The organism is uncultured Dysgonomonas sp. (assembly GCF_900079725.1).
Classification (GTDB): domain Bacteria; phylum Bacteroidota; class Bacteroidia; order Bacteroidales; family Dysgonomonadaceae; genus Dysgonomonas.
In genome coordinates this window covers 2,755,181-2,775,853 of the sequence record NZ_LT599032.1, presented here as the reverse complement: position 1 = coordinate 2,775,853, position 20,673 = coordinate 2,755,181, and the positions used below count along the sequence as shown (strand labels likewise).

Genomic DNA, 20,673 nt, shown 5'->3' with positions numbered 1-20,673 from the left:
TTTTTAATGGAGACGATTACGGGGATTATTCTTATTTTATTTCTTGAAGGTGGAAATTCCTCTATCGGGATGTGGCATTATAGGCTTGGTCTTGTAATGATAGTATTTATATTGATTCATATTACTACCCGATTTTCATTGATGATGAAAGGATTAGGATGGAAGAAAAAAGACATAAGTTAATTATATAAATGGACAGTGCCAAATATATTTTCTTCTTTAGTAGGCTGATAGCTTTATTAGCCATTGTAGGCTTTATCATTAGAATACAGTTGATTCTATTCTCTTAAAATATGCTATTCTAACTACGAGAGTATAGGATATTAAAAATATCAAATAAAATTGCAAGAGGACTTTCTTACCATTTCGGGCCCCTATTTTTCTTCACTTTCGGAATCACAATCTGTCTTTTCGCTTCTTCTTTTTTCTCCTTCGGCACTCTCGGATCACCAAATGACTCCTTATATTCAACGTCATCTTTATTCTCTTTCCACAAATACGGATATGCAAAAGTTCCGATGCCATACCACTTAACTTTAGCCTTTGTCATATAGCCATTTTCCACCAAAATCTTATCCTGAACACGCATTTCGTACTTTCCATATTTAACGAAACTGTCGGGCTGTTCTTTGGAGACAAAGACTTTTTCCTGTTTATCATCCGTAAAAACATAAGCCGATACTACTTGTCCGTTCGAACTTTTCATGTTTTCGAGATAGATAAATCCACCCTCTTTCAATATTTTCCACTGTTCAGTAGTTAGCTCGACCCCTCCAATCTTTGTGTTTTTCGGAGTGGCTTCGGCTTCTTTTCTTGCTTTATATTCAGCCTCTTTTTGGGCTTTCAGTTCTGCTTCCTGTTTCGCTTTTTGCTCTGCTTGTTGTTGCAGAAGTTCTTCCCGACCTCGTTTTCTTGCCTCCAAAACATTCTTATCAAATTCCTTTCGCAGATTTCCAAAGCTAAATTTTCGATCAATCTCCGAGCCTTTGAAACAGACATTATCGTATTTGAACGATACACCCTCGATCTCATTTATGCCCATTCCAATCCCCTGATTTTCAGTTGTCCTTTTATGTTTATAGATAAGCTCAATACCCAAATCTTGAAGGGCAAATCGTAGAGCAGCCGGATTCTTACAAGTCGGTAAAACTGATTTTATCGCATCGTAAATATAATACTTTACCCTATCGGGATTATCTAATTTCTCTCGTTTTACATTTTCTCTTCCCTTACCGTAAGTCAGATTATACTTATCCTTTAGTTTCTTACAGACCTTGATATTCCGTTTATAATCCTGATTAACAGAGATCAACTTCAGGTTATTATCGATTCGATTATATACAATATGCAGGTGCTCATTATCGGTATTGTGATGCCGGACTATAATATATTGCGTATTCTTGATTCCCATTTCTTGCATATATCCTTTGGCTAATTGGAGCATAAAACCGTTGGTCATTCTTGCTCTATCTTCGGGAGCAAAGGATATCGGAATATGCCCGACAGGCTGTTTTATCTCCTTTCTGCCGGAGCGTTGCATAGCAAAACTGCGGATCATACTTTTGGTACTATCCGCAAATACACCTTCGACTTCGAGTAATTCCGCTGTGTCATTTATCACATAATTGACACAGCCCTTGAACGATTTCCCTTTAATATTTTTAGCGATCATCTACTAATTCTTTAATCTTACCTGCCAGTATAACCAAGTCTAAACCTACTTGCAGAAACTCATTTCTGTTCACTCGCTTAGCTACTTGGTTCAGGTTATTTGCCATACCAGCCAGCTTCCGCATCAGGTCGAGTTCCTCCAACGTAAAGCGAGATTTGATACCTCCATTAATAGTCATCTCCCGAGCATATTGTGTCGGTTTTATTCCCAATATATCTGATTTTCCTTTCACGGAATTATATTCTTTTTGGGTCAATTTCAGATTGATTGAGACTGTCAATTTGTTTTCTCCTTTAGACGGTCTTCCCTTTTTCTTCCTATTCTCCATAACCATTATATTTGAGGTTATGAACTTCCCTGTACCTCAAAGTACAGGACAGTCCGACAGTTTTGCGACCATCGGGAGAGAAACGAAAGGGCTGTAAAGTGACCTTAAAATAGGCGACCAACGTGAGCGTATTTTCAAGCGGAGGATAAATTCAAGGAACGCCGGATTTATGTTTCGCGTGGTCACTGCCTCGCAGAGCAAGGTTTTTTCGGTAGTAATTCAAAAAGTCTCGGAGAGCTTTTTGGGTTACCCGAAAGATTACCTTGCTCCTTTGACAACGAGAAAAAAATAAAGAGGCGATGGTCTCTTTGTTTTTTGAATCGGTGGCAACATTTTCACTCCGAAGGGAGTGTATTATCGGATACTTCCGATGTTGCAATACTGTCAATGTATTGCCTATTGCTCTTCAAGGGTAGCCGGAGCAAATAAATGGTAGAAAGTGGATTAAATTTCTCATATCGTTGTATAAATTAGATGTATCCGACATGGATACTTTGGCAAATATAAAACGTATATTTGATAGTTATATCACTGACAATATGATGTGTATAGCTTTGCTTGGGGATGCTTTTATTTGCCATGTTGCCTGACAAAAAAGAGTCACTCTTGTTGCTCCTATTGGTAATATTACTATCTTTAGTACATGTATAATGGAGAGCAAAACATAGATTATGATAGCAATGTTCCCGAAGTATTTCGGGTTGTACAGCAGAGTCTCAATGACTTTGTGGCAATCAACTATGAAACAGCACTTGGCTTGGTCTCACAGCCACAACTCACAGAGGCAGAGATACTCCATTATAAAAGCAAAGTGCTGGATATCATCCGCAACAATCCTCCTTTGGCGAGCTTACCCAAATATCTTCGTAATGGCAGAGAGGATTATCTCTGGTATAGTGACTTTTATGATGAGACAAGCAAAGATGTTTATCATCGGTATCGCACGTTTGTCAAACCAATAGCTACGATAACTCCAAGCAACTATACTACAGAGTTAAGTAAAATTGATTTGCCCTATTTCCAAGAATTGGTAGACCTCGTAAGTTTGGAATGCTTGTGCATCAAATATGAGAAGCTTCTTCCAAAGCCTAAAGTAGAGGCTATTCAAGAAAAGACACCTATACAGGAAACTACTATTGCCAAAGAGACCAAAGCAATTGTTAAGCCTAAATCTACCAAGCGTTCTTACCAACCCAAACTTAGCAAAGAACAATATCTATTATTAGCCGATTGCATAGAAGCTCTCAAATTGTTTCGCTCAAAAATAAAAATATCTGAACTGAAGAAACTTCTTTCGGGGAAACTCCCCGAACCGCTACAGGTAACCAACCAAAAGACATTGGTCTATCTCCTTGACCAACTAAGTGAGCACAAATACATCAAAGATAAATGGGTATCGGTTGGCGATGGCAATAAAGACTTTATATCTTTTCGTACAGAGGGTAACAAAGAGCGGTATGGTGATAATAAACACTATATCGGTATGCAACAACTACTCAACTGCCGTAACCGTAACAAACGGGAACAGATATTTGGGCTTGAAAATATAGATACCCTGATAGATGAGCTAAACAAATCTAACCTCGAATAGTTAAAAAACATTATCAGGCTATATTTCCTATAAATATTTACGCTTCTCCCCAAACTTACACTATCTGCTTATATAGAGAACATTAACATAAAACAGTCGATTGACCACTATTCCCAAATTACTCCTTTCTGAGTATAGACTCTAATTGAATCATTCTTATAATCAATGCCATACAAACATAACCTGTTAGGTAATGCTGTTATGCTCACAGCGCAGAGCCCCGGAATGTGCTATACTTGCACCTGAGTTCGGAAACAGCGATATACAAAGTTGTATACTGCTTATTCTTTCGGAAAATGTAGAATCATGGGCAAGACCAATCGTATCAGAGATGTTTGAGTTATTTGATTATTCTAAACAAACAAGCCTAATACAGATATAAGTATTATCAGGAATAGTTATAACATTTAAAACAAATAACTTATGAGTGAAGATATTGAAAAAGATAAAACAGTAGATGAGAAACCAAATATATCCGATATGTTTGGCAATAGCACATGAATGCCAAATTCCACCAAGGCAAAACCCTCTCGTAAAAAAGACGAGGAAGAATATACCAACCGATTTTTGACAACACGAAAGATCAAGGATTATACTCCGGTCTATATAGATGTTCGGATGAAAGAGAAACTCCAGATGCTTGTTGCCTCGCTGCAACATATTGTACCCGAGATCACTCCGACTATGCTGTTATCGAATATTCTTGCGGATCACTTGTTGCAAAACAAAGAGTTGATAACTCGTGCTGCTAATGAAGGGTTAAAACGTTCTTTGGCAAGTACATTTAATAATGATAAAGAGTAAAACGAAAAAATAACAACTAAATAGAATCATTATGGAGATTGTTTGTATCGATTTACATACATGGGAACTGTTAAAACGACAGATTAGTAGATTAACCTCTGATATGGCTGCATTAAGAGCCGTCTATTGTTCCAATCCCAGAGACGGATGAATGGATTCGGCAGATGTCTGCCGTGCTTTGGGAATCTCGAAACGTACTTTGCAGACTTGGCGGAATAATGGTAAGATACCATTTGCAATGTTAGGTGGTAAGGTCTATTACAAGGAAGAGGATACTCATTGCCTACTCCAAACAGAAATTAAACCAGCCAAAAAGTAACTTATGGATAAATTTATCAATTACGAGTCTGAAGAGTTCAAGGAACTTTTGGAGCAGATAGAGCAATCCATTGAAGATGTGCAGGATGTTAGAGACAAGCATCGCCCAACATTGGCAGACGAACGGTATCTGAGTGGAGAGGAAGTAATGGAGTATCTCCATATCTCACCTCGAACGCTTCAAACTCTGCGAGATAAGCGAATGATCTGTTATACAACGATTGGTGGGAAAATACTTTATCCCGAGAAAGAACTTCAAGAGGTATTGCATAATAACTACCAATCGCCAGAATTGCCCTTTTGATATGCAGATTCTAAGGAGAGGGAGTTGAGTTGCCACTTACGCATAAAATGAAAACAAGCATTCTTGATGTTAATCAGGGATGCTTGTTTTAGTTTGAAGATATGCGTCATCGTCGGGTCAGTCATTTTCGTTGCAGGATATTTCTATACACTTCGAGCAAGGAAACAAGCAAGCCTCGGGGCGAAAATACTATCCCAGAGGATGGAGATTTTCGTTTTCGACCCGTAGGGCTTCGGGCTTGACTTGTTTGCCTTGTAAGAAGTGACCTTCTCCTGCAACAAAAGGGCTGAGCTGACCATCATTGTTCTTATTCTATTCCACCTTAGCCCATTTGGGGATGATATAAGTTGATGGATTAACGGGGTTATTTTCTCTCTTTTTTCGGGGCAACATTTCTTTTTGCTTTTTAGTGATTCGTTTGATGTTTCTGAAATCGGATTGAGGTCGATCTGTTTCCAATTTATACTTATCCCCGATTTTATCTGTCAATACCGCCATATCTTTACTTATCTTGTCGTTGGTGATTTTGGCATAAATTTGAGTCGTAGTTATGCAGCTGTGCCCAAGCATCTGAGAGACTGTTTCGATGGGTACACCTTGCGAGAGGCACACTGTTGTAGCCATTGTATGGCGCCCCATATGTGACGTAACTCGCTTATTTACACCGCATAATTTGGCTATACGTTGAAGGCAACGATTCATATTATCGCTGTGGCTTGGTACAGGAAATACAAAATTATTTTTAGCTACAAGGCGATATTGTTCAATGAGTTGTTTGGCTATTGGCAATAATTTGACATAGAACGTAGCGTTAGTTTTCTTGCGTTTAGCTATCAGCCACAATTCGCCATCGAAAGAGGTTTGAATATCATCAAAGGTCAATTTCTTGACATCTGCGTAAGCCAAACCCGTAAATGACTGAAAGACGAAAATATCTCGAATCTGACGTTGCTTGTATCTTCTGAGTTCCACAGTCATAAACCTTCGAAGTTCATCTTCGGTCAAATAACCTCTATCCCGAGTCTGGGCTTTGAATCGAAAGCTGGCAAAAGGATTGACATGGATATAGCCCTTGCGTTGAGCAATCAACATGATTTGTTTCAGCTTGGTTACAGCAGTAAGCAAAGTACTGCCTGCCAGCTTGCGTTCTTCCAACAAATAGGCATAATAGTCCTCAATAAATTGAGGCTCTATTTCCTTGATTGGAATATCGGAAAGATTATATCTGTCCCGAAGAAACATCTCTACTCTCCTGCGATTGATAATCAGCTGTTCGTAAGAGCCTTCGGTGCGATCTTTGCCTACACGTTTAGCATAGCTTTCGTAGAACTCATCAGCAATGGAAAAGAATGTTCGGAACTCATCACCGAAACCCAAATATGCGTTTTTAACTTTTTCAGCAGAAACAAAATTATCCTTGTCACAGATACTTTGGTATTGCTTGCCGATTTGGGTTTTGATGTTGTCTAGCTTCTGATTGATTTTCTGTGCTTCAAGACTTTTGCCTGATGCTCGGTTTGCTTTGGTATCCCAAAGCTCGGGCTTGATGTTTAGCTTACAGCTAAACTGTGAGATGGTACTGTTTACAGTGATTCTTCCCATCACAGGGGCTTTACCATCTTTTAAATTGTTCTTTTTAAGATAGAACAAAACCTTAAATGTACTTCTTGCCATAACTCTAATTTTTTAATTACAAATTTAGTTTACTTAGAGTTATCCAGTGCTATGCAAAATTACGCAAACTATTGAATAAGTGACGAATAAACTCCAATTCAACAAAGTTACTCAGGTAACGATTTGGTAACTGAACTCACCGCCAACTTTGCTTTTTTGTGCATTTATTCTCTTTTGGTCAAAAGAACCGTTTTGCTTAATCCGCTGATTAAGTTTTAATTACCGTCATTTGCTCTCCCTTTTCTAAATGACTGCTGTTTCCTTCAGATAAACATTCATCTTTGCATTTGAGGGTACCGGTAAAAGTTGTTTTTTTCTCATGCAGTTAATATTCGTAGAATATTTTTCTAATATCCTTTTCGGGATATCCAATAAAGGGATACTACTCATATTATTTGTTTTCATCCGGGGCTTACGAATCCATATTACATCTTCGTTGTCTGTTGTTATATGTTCTGGTTCTAAACTTTTCACATCGACAAAGGCTAATCCGGTAAAGCAACAAAAAACATATACATCTTTTACCTGCGATAATCTCTCATTATCTATCGTCTTGTTTATTAACATTTCAAGTTCGCTTTTTGTAAGGAACCCGATATGTACTTCATCTTGCCTGAACTTCAGATTATAGAAAGGGTCTTTTTGAATCCAGTCATTAGCAAGTCCTATACGAATCATCTTTTTGAAGATTTTAAGCTGCTTAATGGTTGTGTTATTAGAAAGCCCTTTATTGACCTTTAGATACAACTCATATTTGCGGATAAAATCCTCTTTAATTTCATTTATATCTGCATCATCAATCTTTAATGCACTTTTCATGAATTCTGTAAGGTACTTTAATGATGTATCAAACTTGTACATAGTGGACTGGGAATAATCTATACCGACTAATTTTTTGCATCTTTCATTATGCTCCTTATGAATATCCAATATAGTCTTTGTCTTGACAAAAGGAGAATTACCAAAATAGATATCTTTTATAATCTGAGCGGTTACAGGCTTTCCTTCAAGCTCCAGCTCTTTGTGTATTTGCTTTAGTTTTAATTTAACCGAATCAATTTTATCATTCAACTCAACTGATTTACGGTCTTTGCCTTTGCATCTTTCTTTGGGTTGGCTCCATAGTGAAGGAAGTATTGATTCCTGCAAGCTAAATCCCACAAGTTGCCCTTTCACTGTTATACGGATATATACGGCACATTCCGCGTTTTTTAATTCATTCTTTTTGAGGTAGCACATTACACTGAATGTGCTCCTGTTTTTAACTTCTTCTTTAATCATAAACATGCTTTTTTTGGTTGTAAAATTAAAAAATCAAGTTAGATTTTATGCTATGCAAAGTGCTGTATAAGAATGAATTACAATCAAAGTCGTAACTAAATCGTAACTATTTTGTATCTCTAATTTAGAGTTACGATTTAGTTACAGGTTTTATGGTAAAAATGCGTTAAATTGTAAATTTGAGCGGTATTATAAAAATACAAAACCCCGATAATTGTTTAATTATCAGGGTTTTTCTTTTTTTTGCCTTTCAGCTTGGTGCGGATGAAGGGACTCGAACCCCCACGCCTCACGGCACCAGATCCTAAGTCTGGCGCGGCTACCAATTACGCCACATCCGCGTAGCTAATCGCGTTAGCGGGTACAAAGGTATAATTATTTTTCTAATAACAATGCTTTATATGCAAAAAATAGAATTTTTGACAAAAATAAGATCGTATAAGTTTGGAAAAGACCCGGAAACCCGGAACAGACATACAATTTTTAAGTTAATGCTTTCGGGTAAATTTTAGCTTTTTTCTTTCCGTTTTTTTTCATAGCTTTGTCCTGCTAAAGAAGAAATTGAGATGGATAACTATATAGTTTCAGCACGTAAATACCGCCCTATGACTTTCAACTCAGTTGTCGGGCAACGCGCATTGACCACTACTCTCAAAAATGCGATTGCTTCAGGGAAACTGGCACATGCCTACCTGTTCTGCGGTCCGCGTGGAGTAGGAAAAACAACCTGTGCACGTATCTTCGCTAAAACTATCAATTGCCTTTCACCAGCAGCAGACGGCGAAGCATGTAATCAGTGCGAATCATGTGTGGCGTTCAACGAACAGCGCTCTTTTAACATTCATGAACTCGATGCTGCATCCAACAACTCGGTAGACGATATACGTTCTTTGATAGAACAGGTGCGTATACCTCCGCAGATCGGAAAATATAAGGTGTATATCATCGACGAGGTACATATGCTTTCGCAAGCAGCATTCAACGCTTTCCTTAAAACGTTGGAAGAGCCTCCGCATCATGCTATCTTTATCCTTGCAACAACGGAGAAGCATAAAATATTGCCTACTATTTTGTCCCGTTGCCAAATATATGACTTCAGCCGCATTACAATAAAAGATACCGTCGAGCACCTCCAATATGTAGCGTCTCAGGAAAATGTACAGACAGAGCCCGAAGCCTTGAATGTACTGGCCCAAAAAGCCGATGGGGGAATGCGTGATGCATTATCTATTTTTGACCAGGTGGTTAGTTTCACAGGAGGAAATGTAACATACAAGGCGGTTATAGAAAACCTGAATGTACTGGATTATGAATACTATTTCAGGCTTACTGACTGTATCCTTGCCAACAATGTTGTGGATGGCCTGCTCATATTAAATGAAATATTGAGTAAAGGCTTTGACGGCAACAATGTAATAACTGGCATTGCCTCTCATTTCAGAGACCTGCTTCTATGTAAAGACCCGAAGACGGCTGAATTGTTTGAAGTGGGTGCTTCTATCCGTGACAGATACATTGAGACCGCCAGGAAATGCAACAACGAATTTCTCTACAAGGCAATAGATATAGTAAACGAAAGTGATCTCAATTACAGGCTAAGCCGAAACAAGCGGCTACTATCCGATCTGACCGTCATACGACTATGTCAACTATCTTCCCCTCAGACAGGCTTGGAAGATCAAAAAAAAAAGCAGGTAATTGATCCTATATTTTCGCAACAGGAGGCCAAACAGACTCCTCCAACAAATCAGACAACTCCGCTACCTCAAAATAGCCGGCCTGCTACAGCTCCAGCACCCGTTACAAGAAATATCCCAAGTACGTCTCAGCCTACAAGCAGTACGCCAACCATAAATACCCCAAAGCCATTGTCAGCAGGGGGATTAGGTATCTCCATATCAGCTTTTGGCCAGAAAAAGGAAGAAGAAGCAAAGGTTGAAGTGAAAGTCGAATCTTTAAATGAAAGATTTACCCCTCTCCAGCTCATCAATGAATGGAAAGCATTTGCCGAAGCCCTTACAGAGGAACATCATCTAAAGAACACAATGCTCAACTGCTTGCCAAATCTTATAGAAAATACATTATTTGAGGTTGTGGTTAATAATCCCGTACAGGAGCAACGATTGTTAGAACACAGAATGGATATTCTGATAAAATTGAGAACGCAGCTTCGCAATACCCATATAAAAATGCAAGTTCGTATAAGTGAGGACAATGAGAAGAAACTTGCCTTTACTCCAGCCGAGAAATTCAATCTGATGATGGAAGAGAATGAAAGTCTTCGCCGGTTGAAAGACGAATTCGGTTTGGAGCTTTCATAAAAATAATAACCAAATTATTGGAAGTCCCCCCATAATGACTCATAGTCACCCAAAAGCAAAGTAAGTCATAACTTTCAGAAATAGCTTATTAAGGCCAATCCATTAAAGAAACTCAAAAACTAGAGGCTAATGTTATAACAAAGAAATTCTTTCTTTCTGAAAAATACGAAAAAGTTCTTCTTCACATTTTTTTACACTTTTATGAATATTCTTCACATGAGTGATTTTCTTATACTGATCAATTCTGTCTTTCATTTCTCTGCACGATAAAAGAAAAACTTTTTGGTCTTGTTCGCTAATATTAGCATAATATGTATCATAAAATCTCCCATAGTTTATAGCAACCCTGATAGGATAGTGTCGATTTGCATTAGCATCATTTCTATTTGATAAAATATTATGAACCTGAATAAAAATATCCATACATGATTCTATTGATCCATTGATGATCTCATTTTCAATCAAGTATCTTGCATAATGATTATCAATTTGGAATGTTTCAAAATTAGAATCCTCTTTGGCAAAGCCATATGCCGTATCAAAATATTTTTTTGCAATGGGGTAGTCCCTGATTGACAATTTCGCAATTGCATATTGCAACCAAAAATGAGGGTTCTTTTTTGCATAATGAGTACTTTTTACTTCCTCAAAAAAGCCTAATATTATTGGTCTATATTTAGGATTCTCATTAAGGTTAAAAATATTCTGAAGCCTCGAAAAAGATGTTATACTTTTTATTATTTGAAAACTATTTTTATCATACAACCTTACATCTAATCTCTTTACTACTGTTATCAATAAATCAATCAATTCATCATGAAATTGATTTTTAACAAGTAAAGACTCTGCTAACACAGAAGAACGAACTAGAAAGCTCTGACTTTTAAAATCAATTATCTCTAATAATCTATCATTATTGTAAAAAGATGGGTTTTCAAGCAATTCGTCATCCAATATATTAATGAGATCATCAAAATTCAAGTTGAAATCAAAAAGATGGCTAGACAGTATAAGAAGTGTTGCTTGAAAAAAAGATTCATTAGCATCTTTTATTGATAACAATAATTTATTAAAGCGCTCTTTTATATCAGGGGATTCCAATAAAGCTAATAAAAACAATCTAAATGAACTATCATATTTATTTATGAAAATTGACTTTTTCCTCTCAATAGAAGAAGGAGCGTTTTCTCCCCACAAACCATAAAGATCTGCAATTTTGATAAGTGCTTCTATTTCTTCATCAGAAAGGATATTTATATTTTTAGTTAAATAATTTGTTGAATCTCCGAATATAAATTTTTCTAACAATAAATAGTTTGTATCGTTCGATATACTTCTTTCTGTTACTATTATTATTGTCTCTTCCGTTCTGAAAAGATTTATTCTTTTTAATAAGTCCAAGTTATTAGAATAATTTTCTATAATAATAACAGATTTTGGTTTATTTCTGCATAAAGATTCTATTTCTTCATTAGTATTAGTGTATACTTTTTTGAAAAAATAAACTTCATACCCTATTCTGGTCAACTCATTCGCAATCCCTTGAACCATTAAGGTCTTTCCATTACCTAAATCTGAATGCAATAATATATTACGACCGCCATCGTTAATATATTCTATGATGTCGTTAATCTGTTTTCTCTTTATGTAATAAGGATACTTCACATTATCCATAATAGAGTAATTAATCAATCCACTATCTAACACACCTTTATAAAAAAGATCTATAACATTTTTATCTTTGAGTTGGGGAACTTTAGAATTATTTATTACCTTCTCAAATGATCTCGGTTCTAAAAAAGTTGATTCCGTTGGGATATATTGTTTTTTTCTCTCATTTATTAACAAGCTTATCCCTTCTAATTCAAGATCAAATACTTTACCATATCTCTCTAATTTCCTAATAGACAAACCACTCTCTCCTTTTTTTACAATAAAGAAAATGTTATCATGGGTGGTATATTCTGCAATAATTCTAGAAATGTCTAAATCCCCTTCACATGAAAATCCTATAAAAAGTACAGCCTTAGAATTTTGAATATCATGTCTAAATAGGTCTATCCATGGACTTCTTAAAAAATCGCTAGTTAAATAACTTGAATTCGTTAATTTAAACTCATTTCTAAGCTTTGATGGGGTTAAGTTCTCTATAAAACCGTTTAAATGGACACAAAATGTTCTTTTATCTAAATATTGATTTATTTTTTCATTAATAGTTATTCCTGTAAGAAGTTTACTCTCTTGCGTGAAAGACAACTCTAAAGAATTATCATAATTTGTAGTGTATACTCTTTTCCATGGCAATGAGGCTATCACCCTATGGTTAGGACTAACTTCTTTTATTGTAAATTCCTTTCGTAATAATTCTATAAGTTTTGATTCCCCATGGGTTTCTTGATATATTTCAGATGCATTTTTCAAGTCAAAATCATTCTCTACAATGCCACATTCTGAATATAAAAATGACGTTAATCTTCCCCCATTTTTAGGATTATTGTTATTCAAATTAGTTGTTCCAAATGAATATCCAGCACCTGTAAAAAGAATACATTCTCCTGAAAGAATATTATCTACTGCATTTTCTAAAGTCATAGCATCAGATTTGTATAAATTAATGTAAATTTAAAAATATTTTTTTTATTTTTTTTAAATTATGCATCTTTTATTAGTAATAGAATTTATATTCAAATACACTTTGCATACTTTGTAAGTATATAAAACGATTACTTCTCTTTCAGATACACCGACCGGATTTGCTTCCCTCCATCCAGTTCTATATTGAAGGTATGCTCTGAGTTTTCTTTCTTCTTTTTCTTGTCAGCAAATGTAGTTTCAATCTTTATAGGTAGCGTGGCAAAATAAATACCTTTATTATCCTTTATAACTTCAGGATAATCAGATGGCAATTTATACGAGATACTTTTTATCTTCTTAATTTTAAGAGCTGCCTTTATAGAATCTGCAATAACGGTATTAGGTTGGTTTTCCATATCAAAGAACTTAAGCAACACCGATGCGGAACTCTTTTGTATATCTTTATTATTCACGGACGAAAGAGCCTTGAAGAAGTCCGACAATACTTTCTCTACATTTTTTAGTTCGTCCCCTTCAATGGCCTTGAGCTGGCTGAGATATTCATACTTCTGTTTTGCTACATCCTCATATTCTCCTGAATAACGACCTATTTTTACATTATCGAGATAAGCCTGATAAGCATCAGGCGTATTCTGCTCCATTGCCTGAAGCCAGCTAAGAGAATCCACTACATGTTTTATTCGCCTTTCATATGGCGTTTGCGGATGGTCTGCCAAAAAAGAAAAAAGAGCATCTACATTCCCCGATTTGCGAAGAGACTCCCATTCATTTCGTTCCTGCTCCCGTAGTTGCATGATTTTACTCTGAGCTTCGCTACTGTATCTCCCTTCGGGATAATGAACCAGATATTTGGAATAACTTAAAGGTGTGTTTTCCTCAATGCATTTATTCCAGCATCGGGATTCCGTTGCTTCCTCGTCTTTGTTCTTCATAAAAAGCCCCCCTATGCCTAACAAGAGCATAAACACTAACCCTATAGCAACAAAAACAAACAACTTCTTATTGCTTTTCGAAAGGGAAGCCCGCTGCAAATTTTCCTCTACGCTGTTCTCTTTTGGTTTTTCTTCATTTTCATAAGATGAATCCTCATCACCCTCCTCCGGCACAGCCTTCTCCTCTTCTATAAATATCGATTCTGAATCGTCTTTATTATACAATAATTCCTCCGGATATGCATTTTGAGCAATTTCCTGACAGTCGCCACAGAAGGTTTCTCCCTCGCTTGTGTTTTTTCCGCAAAGCGGACATCTATTATCGTTATCAGCCATACGCCTACTTTATGATATAGTTATTTATCTGCATACAACAAATACTTTTCCCGCATTGTTCTGTATTCAATCAGGTCTTTTTCCCATGTTCTATAAATGTCTTCTGCCGGCATACCTTTAATAATCTGCAATCTTAGAACATTTGTACCAGCCAATAGATCCATAAATCTGGGATTCGTAAAAAATGCAGCACCCAGTCCGGATTTTTTATAAAAATCTATAAGGAATCCCAAATCAATTCCGGGCTGATATTTATACTTCCTTAAATCGAGTCCGTAACAAGTCTTATTGACATTCAACGGGCTTTTATTCCCCTCATTGGGCCGTGGAGTAAAGGAAAACTTTCCATATTTCGGATTAGGTGCTCCCACTACCTGAAAAGGAAAATCGGTACCACGCCCGACACTCACATTTGTAGCTTCAAAAAAGCAGAGGGAAGGATATAAACCTACTGCCCATTCATTTGGCAGATTAGGTGATGGTTTTACAGGAAGGAAGTAATAAGCCCCATGATTCCACCCCGTCATTGTAATCACCTTCAGATCAGATTTTATCCCACCTTTCAGCCAGCCTTCACCGTTTATCATCCGGGCTAATTCGCCCACAGTAAGCCCATGCAATACCGGAATCGGATGCATACCCACGAATGATTTATACTTTAAGTTCAAAACAGGTCCGTCAATACGATCATTCGGATTGGGACGATCCAGGATAATGCATTCTTTGCCATTTTCAGCACATGCCTCCATTACATAATGCATCGTGCTGATGTATGTATAGAAACGTGCACCGACATCCTGGATGTCGAAAATAAGTATATCTGTATCTTTCAACTGATCTGCCGTCGGTTTATAATTTTTTCCATACAGGGAAATAACAGGAATCCCGGTCCTAGTATCCCTACCATCCACGACCTTCTCTCCCGCATCTGCATTTCCCCGGAAACCATGTTCGGGAGCAAAGATTTTCGTTATCTGCACCTTTCGGGATAAAAGCGTATCCAATAGGTGCGTTCCATTAGATAATACAGAAGTTTGATTAACTATTAAAGCAATTTTTTTATCTTTGATTTCGGGTAATAAAACATCAAGCCTGTCCGCACCTAACGACAGAGTTTGAGCAATAACCGTTATACTTGAGATAAGACATATAAGCGTAAGGGAAAATATGTAAAACTTTTTCATTTATCTGATTGTTTTGAAAGTGAAAAGCCGTTTTACAAACTTACTTATTTTTATACAAAAAAAAGACCGAATACTACATGAATACATTAGCTATAATTGAAAAATATTATAAAAAAGACTCGGATCTGTATAATATCCTGATACAGCACAGCACCGATGTTACCAACAAGGCTTTATCCATAGTAGCAAATCATCCGGAACTGAATATCGACAGTAAGTTTGTAAGCGAAGCCGGCATGCTTCACGACATAGGCATCTTTATGACAAATGCACCCTCCATAAAGTGTTTTGGCATAGATCCTTACGTCGCACATGGCTATCTCGGACGCGAAATTGTGGAGAATGCCGGATACCCCGTGCATGCACTTGTATGCGAAAGGCATACCGGTACCGGAATATCGCTTGAAGAAATTATAGAAAATAAAATGCCCGTACCCCACAGAGATATGCGCCCAGTAAGTATAGAAGAAAAACTAATATGCTTTGCAGATTGTTTCTTCTCTAAAACCCGACTGGGAGAGGAACGACCGATAGACAAAGTGCGACAAAGCCTGTCTAAGTTCGGAGAAACTTCTGTCCGGCAATTCGACAGATGGTGCGCCATATTCCTCTGACAAGAAACAACCCCGAACCTCCCTTCTCTTAAAAATTCGTATCTTTGCTTACGAAACCAATTAATAATACAATACACACAAATAGAATGCCTATGAAGAAAATTCTAATTATCTTAACTATTTGTTTCTCTGCAATAACTACGGCTTCATCTCAAGACCAGACCGGAAAGCTCTCATTCGCAGGAAATCTAAATTACGGCTCGGAAGTAGAATCGTTAGGAATAGGCCTGCGGGCACAATATGGCTTTACCAGACATCTGAGAGGAACTGCCGAATATAAATACTATATAGACAGGCACAACCTTAGTGCATTCGGGATCAATGCCGATGGACACTACGTCTTCGGAGTCTCTGAAGCCGTGTCATTATATCCTCTTGCCGGATTGAATTTAACCCGCTGGACATACGACCCCGGTAGGTCTAATTTCGATGGCCCTAAATATTCAAATAACCGCATAGGATTAAATTTAGGTTTCGGAGGGCAAGTCTCCTTGGCTGACAATACATTTATCCAGATTGAAGCAAAAGAAGCCATTATCAAGAACTATTCACAATTTGTGGTATCTGTAGGTTTCATGTACCAGTTCTGACAATATAAAAAAGGATTAATTATAAAGGGTAATCTCGGCGAGGTTATCCTTTTTTATGTGAATCTCCAAACAATTGATATTTGCGTATTGTTATCTTAATATGAGCACTTGCTATTAAAATTCCTTTTATTATTTATGATCAGATTAATCATACCCACAATCACAATCTGCTTACTGTCTTATGCATGTTCTTCGCCAATAAAGAAAGACAGTCCGGAAACCAATACCGATAAACCGGCAGAAAAGATAGAGAACATTCCGGCAATGATTCCATCCCACAACGGAATGATTCGCCTCAATGTAGTTAACGGAAAGGGCAAGGTAGCCATACAGAAGAAAAAGGATCAGATCATTTACGTCGAATTCGAATCAAAAGGCTATAAGAAGATTACCGCTCAGTTATTTACTACAGATTCCCTTGCGAATATCAGATTCTCTCAGATAACACTTCCTAACGGCAGCATGGATGGACCTTTCGACCGGAATCTAAGCTACAGTATACCTTCCGATGGAATATGCAAACTATCTATCCACGAAAATATGATGGCAGGTGATCCCTGGGGAGGTATTATGGAAGTGGAGGTATCACTTACTAAATAGGCTGTAACGCTTTGAATAAAAAAGCCACTCTTCCGAATGGCTCTCCTACTATATTATATCTTTTGTTATCTGACAACGATCTTCTGTGCTACCTTCCCCGCCTTTATTATATAAAGTCCTTTAGGTAACTCAAGAGGACAAGTTCCGATACACGTCTTCAGATTGACACTGGTAACCTTTACCCCCAGAATACTATATACTTCAAGATAGCCCGATGTAGGAACATTCTCCAACGGAATCCTAACCGTACCACCATTCACTTCAACAATCAGATTCATTGTTTTATCTGTAGTCTGCTGAGGTTCGGACGCAAAAATATTTGACGGAAAATCCATCTCTCCAGCATGTGCAGAGAAAGTGGCTCCACCAAACAATATAAGGAATAGTATGTTTCTCAAATTTACCATGTATCTATTATTCCTAATATTCACAAATATAGGCATTAAACCTTATAAAAGAATAAAAAGACTAAAAAAAATAAGGGCTTTCACAATTTTTCACGAAGTCCTTCGTTAGCAAGTACAGTGTTTGCAAATACCTCCCTGGCCTCTTCCAGCAAAATACTATTATCAGGATAGCGAGCCGAAAAATGTCCCAGCATCAGCTTCTTTACATTTGCCATCTTCGCTATCTGCGCGGCTTGCCTGGCGGTCGAATGGCCTGTTTCTTTAGCACGTGACTTATCCGTATCAGCGAATGTAGCTTCGTGATAAAGCAGATCCACACCTTCAATGACAGGAATAATCTTCTCACTATAAGCCGTATCGGAGCAGTAAGCATAGGAACGCGCAGGTTCGGCAGGAATTGTCAGTCTTTCATGAGGTACAACTTTACCCTCTTCGGTAACAAAATCAGCCCCCTGTTTTATTTTCGCCAATTCCCTTATCGGTATATTGTAGAATTTTATCATATCAGGTAGCAGATGCGCCTCTTTTTGCTTTTCCTGAAAGAGGAATCCCGCACAAGGCACTCTGTGCACGAGCGGTATCGTTTTCACTGAAACAGACCTGTCTTCGTAAATAACTTCGCTTACTTTCGGATTGAATACTTCTATTTTAACCTCAAAAGGATTGTCCTTACAGAAGAAGTCGATTTCGGGACGAAGTGTACTTTCAAGTCCGGCAACAGTATGTATTACAAGAGCACCCGTTCGCCCCAGAAGCCCCAATGTCGATATCAGTCCGATGAGACCAAAACAATGGTCTCCATGCAGATGTGAGATAAATATATGATTAAGACGGCCAAAACGCAGCTTACTACGCCTGAATTGCAACTGAGTTCCCTCCCCGCAATCTATCATATATAATTTTTCCCTGATATTCAGCACCTGTGATGATGGATTGTGTAATGTTGTAGGTGTAGCAGAGCCACAACCCAATATATCCAATTCAAATCTTTCCATTCTTACTACTCAATATGTATCAGTTTGTGTGTTTGCAGACTAAGCCGCCACTGAGGGTGCTGTTTTATAAGCTCCACACAATAGGCGACATTCTCCAGATTGATTTTATCTGCATCAAATACAGGACTCAGAAAGTAATTATCGGCTTTTGGAAATACCGAGATATCCGGCACCGGATCTCCTGCCTGTATAGGCATACGAATCTCATGGACAAAAGAAATCCGGTTCTTTATTGTTTCATAGTCCTGCTTAGGGCTACAGGTGATATAATCTATCAATGAAGGTACCCTTCGCGTACCATTTGTCTCTATTGCCTGCTTATATCCGTGTTCGCGGAATACAGCCAGATGTTCGTCTTTTAACTGGATGGTAGGTTCACCACCGGTCCATATGATCCACTTGCATGGATAGACACTGATAGCTTCCAGTATTTCGTCCACACTCATTTCGTCACCATCGGCAAAATCAGTATCGCAGAAACTGCATACCAGATTGCATTTTGTAAGCCTGATAAATACAGACGCTTCGCCCGTACGCCCCCCTTCACCTTGCAGCGAATAGAAAATCTCATTCACTATCAGCTTCATAGATGGCTGTTGTTTTAGGGGTTTCAGATACTTCTACCGCATATAGTTCGGGAATGTCCTTTTTGAAAGTATCGTAAAGATACTTTGCCATGTTTTCGGCCGTCGGATTGAATGGCAATACGTCATTCAAATGCCTGTGATCGAGTGTATCGTCAATATATTTTTTTAGACTATCGAGCTCCCTGTAATCTTTTATAAATCCGACATTATTCAATTGCTTTGCCTGCAAATGTACAGTGACTACATAATTGTGCCCGTGCAGCCGCGAACAAGGATGCTCGAGAGGCAAACCCTCGAGTATATGTGAAGCGGAAAACGAAAATTGTTTACTTATTTTATACATGTTATTATTCTATTCCAATCCGGATATATATATTTTTCTATTAAAAACATTTCTATCAATGGTACATTTACAACTTTCAACCATTAAAAGGTAACAAAGGTAACACATTTTTTACAGTAGATGGTAAACAGTATTCTCACACAAAGATGTTAAGTCGCAATGTTCAATTTATAACATATTGATATATTTACATTTACTAATTACATCCTGTTAAAACCTGACACATCTGACACTATTTACAGTAAACAGTCATCAATGAACAACCTGTATCCTGTGTCTTGTTTACTCGTATCTCATATAACTTTCAACTTAGTACTTAAAACTTACTACTTGTTAAAAGGTAACAAAGGTTACACATATATCAGTAAACAGTCAACATTTAGCAGTCAACAGTAGAACTCCTTTATACTTATTACTCAACGCTTACAACTTTCAAAAGGTAACAAAGGTAACAGCTTTTCTATTATTACTTTTTACTCTCATTGTAAGTCCCCCCATGGGGGATTGAGGGGGCTCTTGTTTATATATCAAAGAACTACAAGCTATCAGCTAAAGGCTAACAGCTACATACATAGATAAAATTATCGGCATCTGATTCACCTGTGTATGAAAATATCGTCAACTATCCTTTTATTACCTTCGTTCCCGACAACCTGTCATGAAATCCGTTTTTTGTAAAAAGAAATGAAACGATGTCGAACGGAGCAATAATCCTCAAAAGAGTCCTTACTATTATATCGGCATTGCTCGGCACTTCCCCGTTATACGTTACAACTTTTGTTTTGGTAATCATTTTACCCAATGTTTTTTGGAACTTGATCTCCAAACCTGCATAGTATAAAATATAAGAAGCGAGTATAATCAAATAACCGATCAGTATTTGGCTGCCTCTGTGTGCATTTAACGGGAGTGTTAATACGAAGACGGCAATCAACCAGACGAATGAATCGATCAGGAAATTAAGAAATCTTATTCCGGAACCGACGGTACTATTCTCTATCTCTATAGCTTTTCCCTCAGTCTCTATTATTCTTTTTATTATATCTTCAATTTCCTGCTCCGGAATTTCCCTCTTTGTCAACTCACTATCAGCTGCGTCTAAGGCTTCGGGCTGATAATCATCCCTGCTTATCCGTGCAATCTTTATTAATTCGTCGGCTGTTTTCGAAGACATTATTTGGTTAAAGTCGTTCCCCA

General features: G+C 37.4%; 20 protein-coding genes and 1 tRNA gene. 8 read left to right on the top strand and 13 right to left on the bottom strand.

Annotated features, from left to right (window positions below):
• Positions 1-358 precede the first annotated feature (358 nt).
• Both QZL88_RS11530 and mobC read right to left on the bottom strand, forming a co-directional pair.
• Positions 359-1,672 (bottom strand): relaxase/mobilization nuclease domain-containing protein, encoded by a 1,314-nt coding sequence (locus QZL88_RS11530; RefSeq protein ID WP_006800584.1) that lies wholly within the window; start codon positions 1,670-1,672, stop codon positions 359-361.
• Positions 1,662-2,000 carry a plasmid mobilization relaxosome protein MobC gene (gene mobC, locus QZL88_RS11525; protein WP_044216445.1) on the bottom strand — a complete coding sequence of 113 codons (339 nt, stop codon included), beginning with the start codon at positions 1,998-2,000 and terminating at the stop codon, positions 1,662-1,664. Before mobC ends, QZL88_RS11530 begins: the two co-directional genes overlap by 11 nt.
• A 643-nt stretch (positions 2,001-2,643) precedes the next feature.
• On the opposite strand from mobC, the gene QZL88_RS11520 reads away from it, so the two are divergent.
• From QZL88_RS11520 to QZL88_RS11505, 4 genes are all read left to right on the top strand, one after another.
• Complete coding sequence (locus QZL88_RS11520; protein ID WP_296941316.1) at positions 2,644-3,591, top strand: hypothetical protein; 948 nt, start codon at positions 2,644-2,646, stop codon at positions 3,589-3,591.
• 501 nt (positions 3,592-4,092) lie between these two features.
• Positions 4,093-4,395 (top strand): DUF3408 domain-containing protein, encoded by a 303-nt coding sequence (locus QZL88_RS11515; RefSeq protein ID WP_006800580.1) that lies wholly within the window; start codon positions 4,093-4,095, stop codon positions 4,393-4,395.
• A 151-nt stretch (positions 4,396-4,546) separates the two neighbouring features.
• On the top strand, positions 4,547-4,714 hold the full coding sequence (locus QZL88_RS11510; protein WP_083820975.1) for a helix-turn-helix domain-containing protein: 168 nt from the start codon (positions 4,547-4,549) through the stop codon (positions 4,712-4,714).
• 3 nt (positions 4,715-4,717) lie between these two features.
• Complete coding sequence (locus tag QZL88_RS11505) at positions 4,718-5,017, top strand: helix-turn-helix domain-containing protein (protein WP_006800577.1); 300 nt, start codon at positions 4,718-4,720, stop codon at positions 5,015-5,017.
• 312 nt (positions 5,018-5,329) lie between these two features.
• On the opposite strand, the gene QZL88_RS11500 is transcribed toward QZL88_RS11505, so the two are convergent.
• The 3 genes from QZL88_RS11500 to QZL88_RS11490 all read right to left on the bottom strand — a co-directional run bounded on the left by QZL88_RS11500 (position 5,330) and on the right by QZL88_RS11490 (position 8,313).
• Positions 5,330-6,691, bottom strand: a complete 1,362-nt coding sequence (locus tag QZL88_RS11500; RefSeq protein WP_006800576.1) for a site-specific integrase — start codon at positions 6,689-6,691, stop codon at positions 5,330-5,332.
• Between the two features lie 243 nt (positions 6,692-6,934).
• A complete protein-coding gene (locus QZL88_RS11495) occupies positions 6,935-7,972 on the bottom strand; it encodes a site-specific integrase (RefSeq protein WP_296941309.1) in 1,038 nt (345 codons plus the stop codon).
• Between the two features lie 256 nt (positions 7,973-8,228).
• A tRNA-Leu gene (locus QZL88_RS11490) sits at positions 8,229-8,313 on the bottom strand.
• 225 nt (positions 8,314-8,538) lie between these two features.
• On the opposite strand from QZL88_RS11490, the gene QZL88_RS11485 reads away from it, so the two are divergent.
• A complete protein-coding gene (locus QZL88_RS11485; RefSeq protein ID WP_296941307.1) occupies positions 8,539-10,293 on the top strand; it encodes a DNA polymerase III subunit gamma/tau in 1,755 nt (584 codons plus the stop codon).
• Between the two features lie 132 nt (positions 10,294-10,425).
• On the opposite strand, the gene QZL88_RS11480 is transcribed toward QZL88_RS11485, so the two are convergent.
• The 3 genes from QZL88_RS11480 to QZL88_RS11470 all read right to left on the bottom strand — a co-directional run bounded on the left by QZL88_RS11480 (position 10,426) and on the right by QZL88_RS11470 (position 15,340).
• Positions 10,426-12,885 (bottom strand): SIR2 family protein, encoded by a 2,460-nt coding sequence (locus QZL88_RS11480; protein WP_296941306.1) that lies wholly within the window; start codon positions 12,883-12,885, stop codon positions 10,426-10,428.
• A 131-nt stretch (positions 12,886-13,016) separates the two neighbouring features.
• Positions 13,017-14,156, bottom strand: a complete 1,140-nt coding sequence (locus tag QZL88_RS11475; protein ID WP_296941305.1) for a hypothetical protein — start codon at positions 14,154-14,156, stop codon at positions 13,017-13,019.
• A 20-nt stretch (positions 14,157-14,176) separates the two neighbouring features.
• Positions 14,177-15,340, bottom strand: coding sequence for a DUF1343 domain-containing protein (locus QZL88_RS11470; RefSeq protein WP_296941304.1), 1,164 nt, complete (start codon positions 15,338-15,340; stop codon positions 14,177-14,179).
• A gap of 77 nt (positions 15,341-15,417) precedes the next feature.
• Here QZL88_RS11470 and QZL88_RS11465 point away from each other — a divergent pair, with 77 nt between their 5' ends.
• The 3 genes from QZL88_RS11465 to QZL88_RS11455 all read left to right on the top strand — a co-directional run bounded on the left by QZL88_RS11465 (position 15,418) and on the right by QZL88_RS11455 (position 17,144).
• Positions 15,418-15,954: an HDIG domain-containing metalloprotein gene (locus QZL88_RS11465; RefSeq protein ID WP_296941303.1), complete on the top strand. Its 537-nt coding sequence runs from the start codon at positions 15,418-15,420 to the stop codon at positions 15,952-15,954.
• Positions 15,955-16,046: 92 nt separating this feature from the next.
• Positions 16,047-16,544, top strand: coding sequence for an outer membrane beta-barrel protein (locus QZL88_RS11460; protein ID WP_296941302.1), 498 nt, complete (start codon positions 16,047-16,049; stop codon positions 16,542-16,544).
• Positions 16,545-16,679: 135 nt separating this feature from the next.
• Positions 16,680-17,144, top strand: coding sequence for a hypothetical protein (locus QZL88_RS11455; protein WP_296941300.1), 465 nt, complete (start codon positions 16,680-16,682; stop codon positions 17,142-17,144).
• Positions 17,145-17,209: 65 nt separating this feature from the next.
• Here QZL88_RS11455 and QZL88_RS11450 read toward each other — a convergent pair whose 3' ends face one another.
• From QZL88_RS11450 to QZL88_RS11430, 5 genes are all read right to left on the bottom strand, one after another.
• The gene (locus QZL88_RS11450) at positions 17,210-17,551 is read right to left on the bottom strand and encodes a T9SS C-terminal target domain-containing protein (protein ID WP_296941298.1); all 342 of its coding nucleotides are present in this window, start codon (positions 17,549-17,551) and stop codon (positions 17,210-17,212) included.
• Positions 17,552-17,631: 80 nt separating this feature from the next.
• Entirely contained in the window at positions 17,632-18,546 is a 915-nt protein-coding gene (locus QZL88_RS11445; RefSeq protein ID WP_296941296.1) for a ribonuclease Z, read from the bottom strand.
• Between the two features lie 5 nt (positions 18,547-18,551).
• Positions 18,552-19,133 carry a radical SAM protein gene (locus tag QZL88_RS11440; protein ID WP_296941294.1) on the bottom strand — a complete coding sequence of 194 codons (582 nt, stop codon included), beginning with the start codon at positions 19,131-19,133 and terminating at the stop codon, positions 18,552-18,554.
• Entirely contained in the window at positions 19,114-19,476 is a 363-nt protein-coding gene (gene queD, locus QZL88_RS11435; RefSeq protein ID WP_296941292.1) for a 6-carboxytetrahydropterin synthase QueD, read from the bottom strand. The genes QZL88_RS11440 and queD overlap by 20 nt, the downstream gene beginning before the upstream one ends.
• 622 nt (positions 19,477-20,098) lie before the next feature.
• A complete protein-coding gene (locus QZL88_RS11430) occupies positions 20,099-20,650 on the bottom strand; it encodes an RDD family protein (protein ID WP_296941290.1) in 552 nt (183 codons plus the stop codon).
• Positions 20,651-20,673 lie beyond the last annotated feature (23 nt).

Coding starts and splice junctions, on each gene's coding strand:
- QZL88_RS11480 (WP_296941306.1), bottom strand. CDS start 12,885: ATGACTTTAGAAAATGCAGTAGATAATATTCTTTCAGGAGAATGTATT.
- QZL88_RS11475 (WP_296941305.1), bottom strand. CDS start 14,156: ATGGCTGATAACGATAATAGATGTCCGCTTTGCGGAAAAAACACAAGC.
- QZL88_RS11450 (WP_296941298.1), bottom strand. CDS start 17,551: ATGGTAAATTTGAGAAACATACTATTCCTTATATTGTTTGGTGGAGCC.
- QZL88_RS11455 (WP_296941300.1), top strand. CDS start 16,680: ATGATCAGATTAATCATACCCACAATCACAATCTGCTTACTGTCTTAT.
- QZL88_RS11440 (WP_296941294.1), bottom strand. CDS start 19,133: ATGAAGCTGATAGTGAATGAGATTTTCTATTCGCTGCAAGGTGAAGGG.
- QZL88_RS11485 (WP_296941307.1), top strand. CDS start 8,539: ATGGATAACTATATAGTTTCAGCACGTAAATACCGCCCTATGACTTTC.
- QZL88_RS11515 (WP_006800580.1), top strand. CDS start 4,093: ATGCCAAATTCCACCAAGGCAAAACCCTCTCGTAAAAAAGACGAGGAA.
- QZL88_RS11430 (WP_296941290.1), bottom strand. CDS start 20,650: ATGTCTTCGAAAACAGCCGACGAATTAATAAAGATTGCACGGATAAGC.
- QZL88_RS11470 (WP_296941304.1), bottom strand. CDS start 15,340: ATGAAAAAGTTTTACATATTTTCCCTTACGCTTATATGTCTTATCTCA.
- QZL88_RS11465 (WP_296941303.1), top strand. CDS start 15,418: ATGAATACATTAGCTATAATTGAAAAATATTATAAAAAAGACTCGGAT.
- QZL88_RS11510 (WP_083820975.1), top strand. CDS start 4,547: ATGGATTCGGCAGATGTCTGCCGTGCTTTGGGAATCTCGAAACGTACT.
- QZL88_RS11530 (WP_006800584.1), bottom strand. CDS start 1,672: ATGATCGCTAAAAATATTAAAGGGAAATCGTTCAAGGGCTGTGTCAAT.
- QZL88_RS11520 (WP_296941316.1), top strand. CDS start 2,644: ATGTATAATGGAGAGCAAAACATAGATTATGATAGCAATGTTCCCGAA.
- mobC (WP_044216445.1), bottom strand. CDS start 2,000: ATGGAGAATAGGAAGAAAAAGGGAAGACCGTCTAAAGGAGAAAACAAA.
- QZL88_RS11445 (WP_296941296.1), bottom strand. CDS start 18,546: ATGGAAAGATTTGAATTGGATATATTGGGTTGTGGCTCTGCTACACCT.
- QZL88_RS11460 (WP_296941302.1), top strand. CDS start 16,047: ATGAAGAAAATTCTAATTATCTTAACTATTTGTTTCTCTGCAATAACT.
- QZL88_RS11495 (WP_296941309.1), bottom strand. CDS start 7,972: ATGATTAAAGAAGAAGTTAAAAACAGGAGCACATTCAGTGTAATGTGC.
- queD (WP_296941292.1), bottom strand. CDS start 19,476: ATGTATAAAATAAGTAAACAATTTTCGTTTTCCGCTTCACATATACTC.
- QZL88_RS11500 (WP_006800576.1), bottom strand. CDS start 6,691: ATGGCAAGAAGTACATTTAAGGTTTTGTTCTATCTTAAAAAGAACAAT.
- QZL88_RS11505 (WP_006800577.1), top strand. CDS start 4,718: ATGGATAAATTTATCAATTACGAGTCTGAAGAGTTCAAGGAACTTTTG.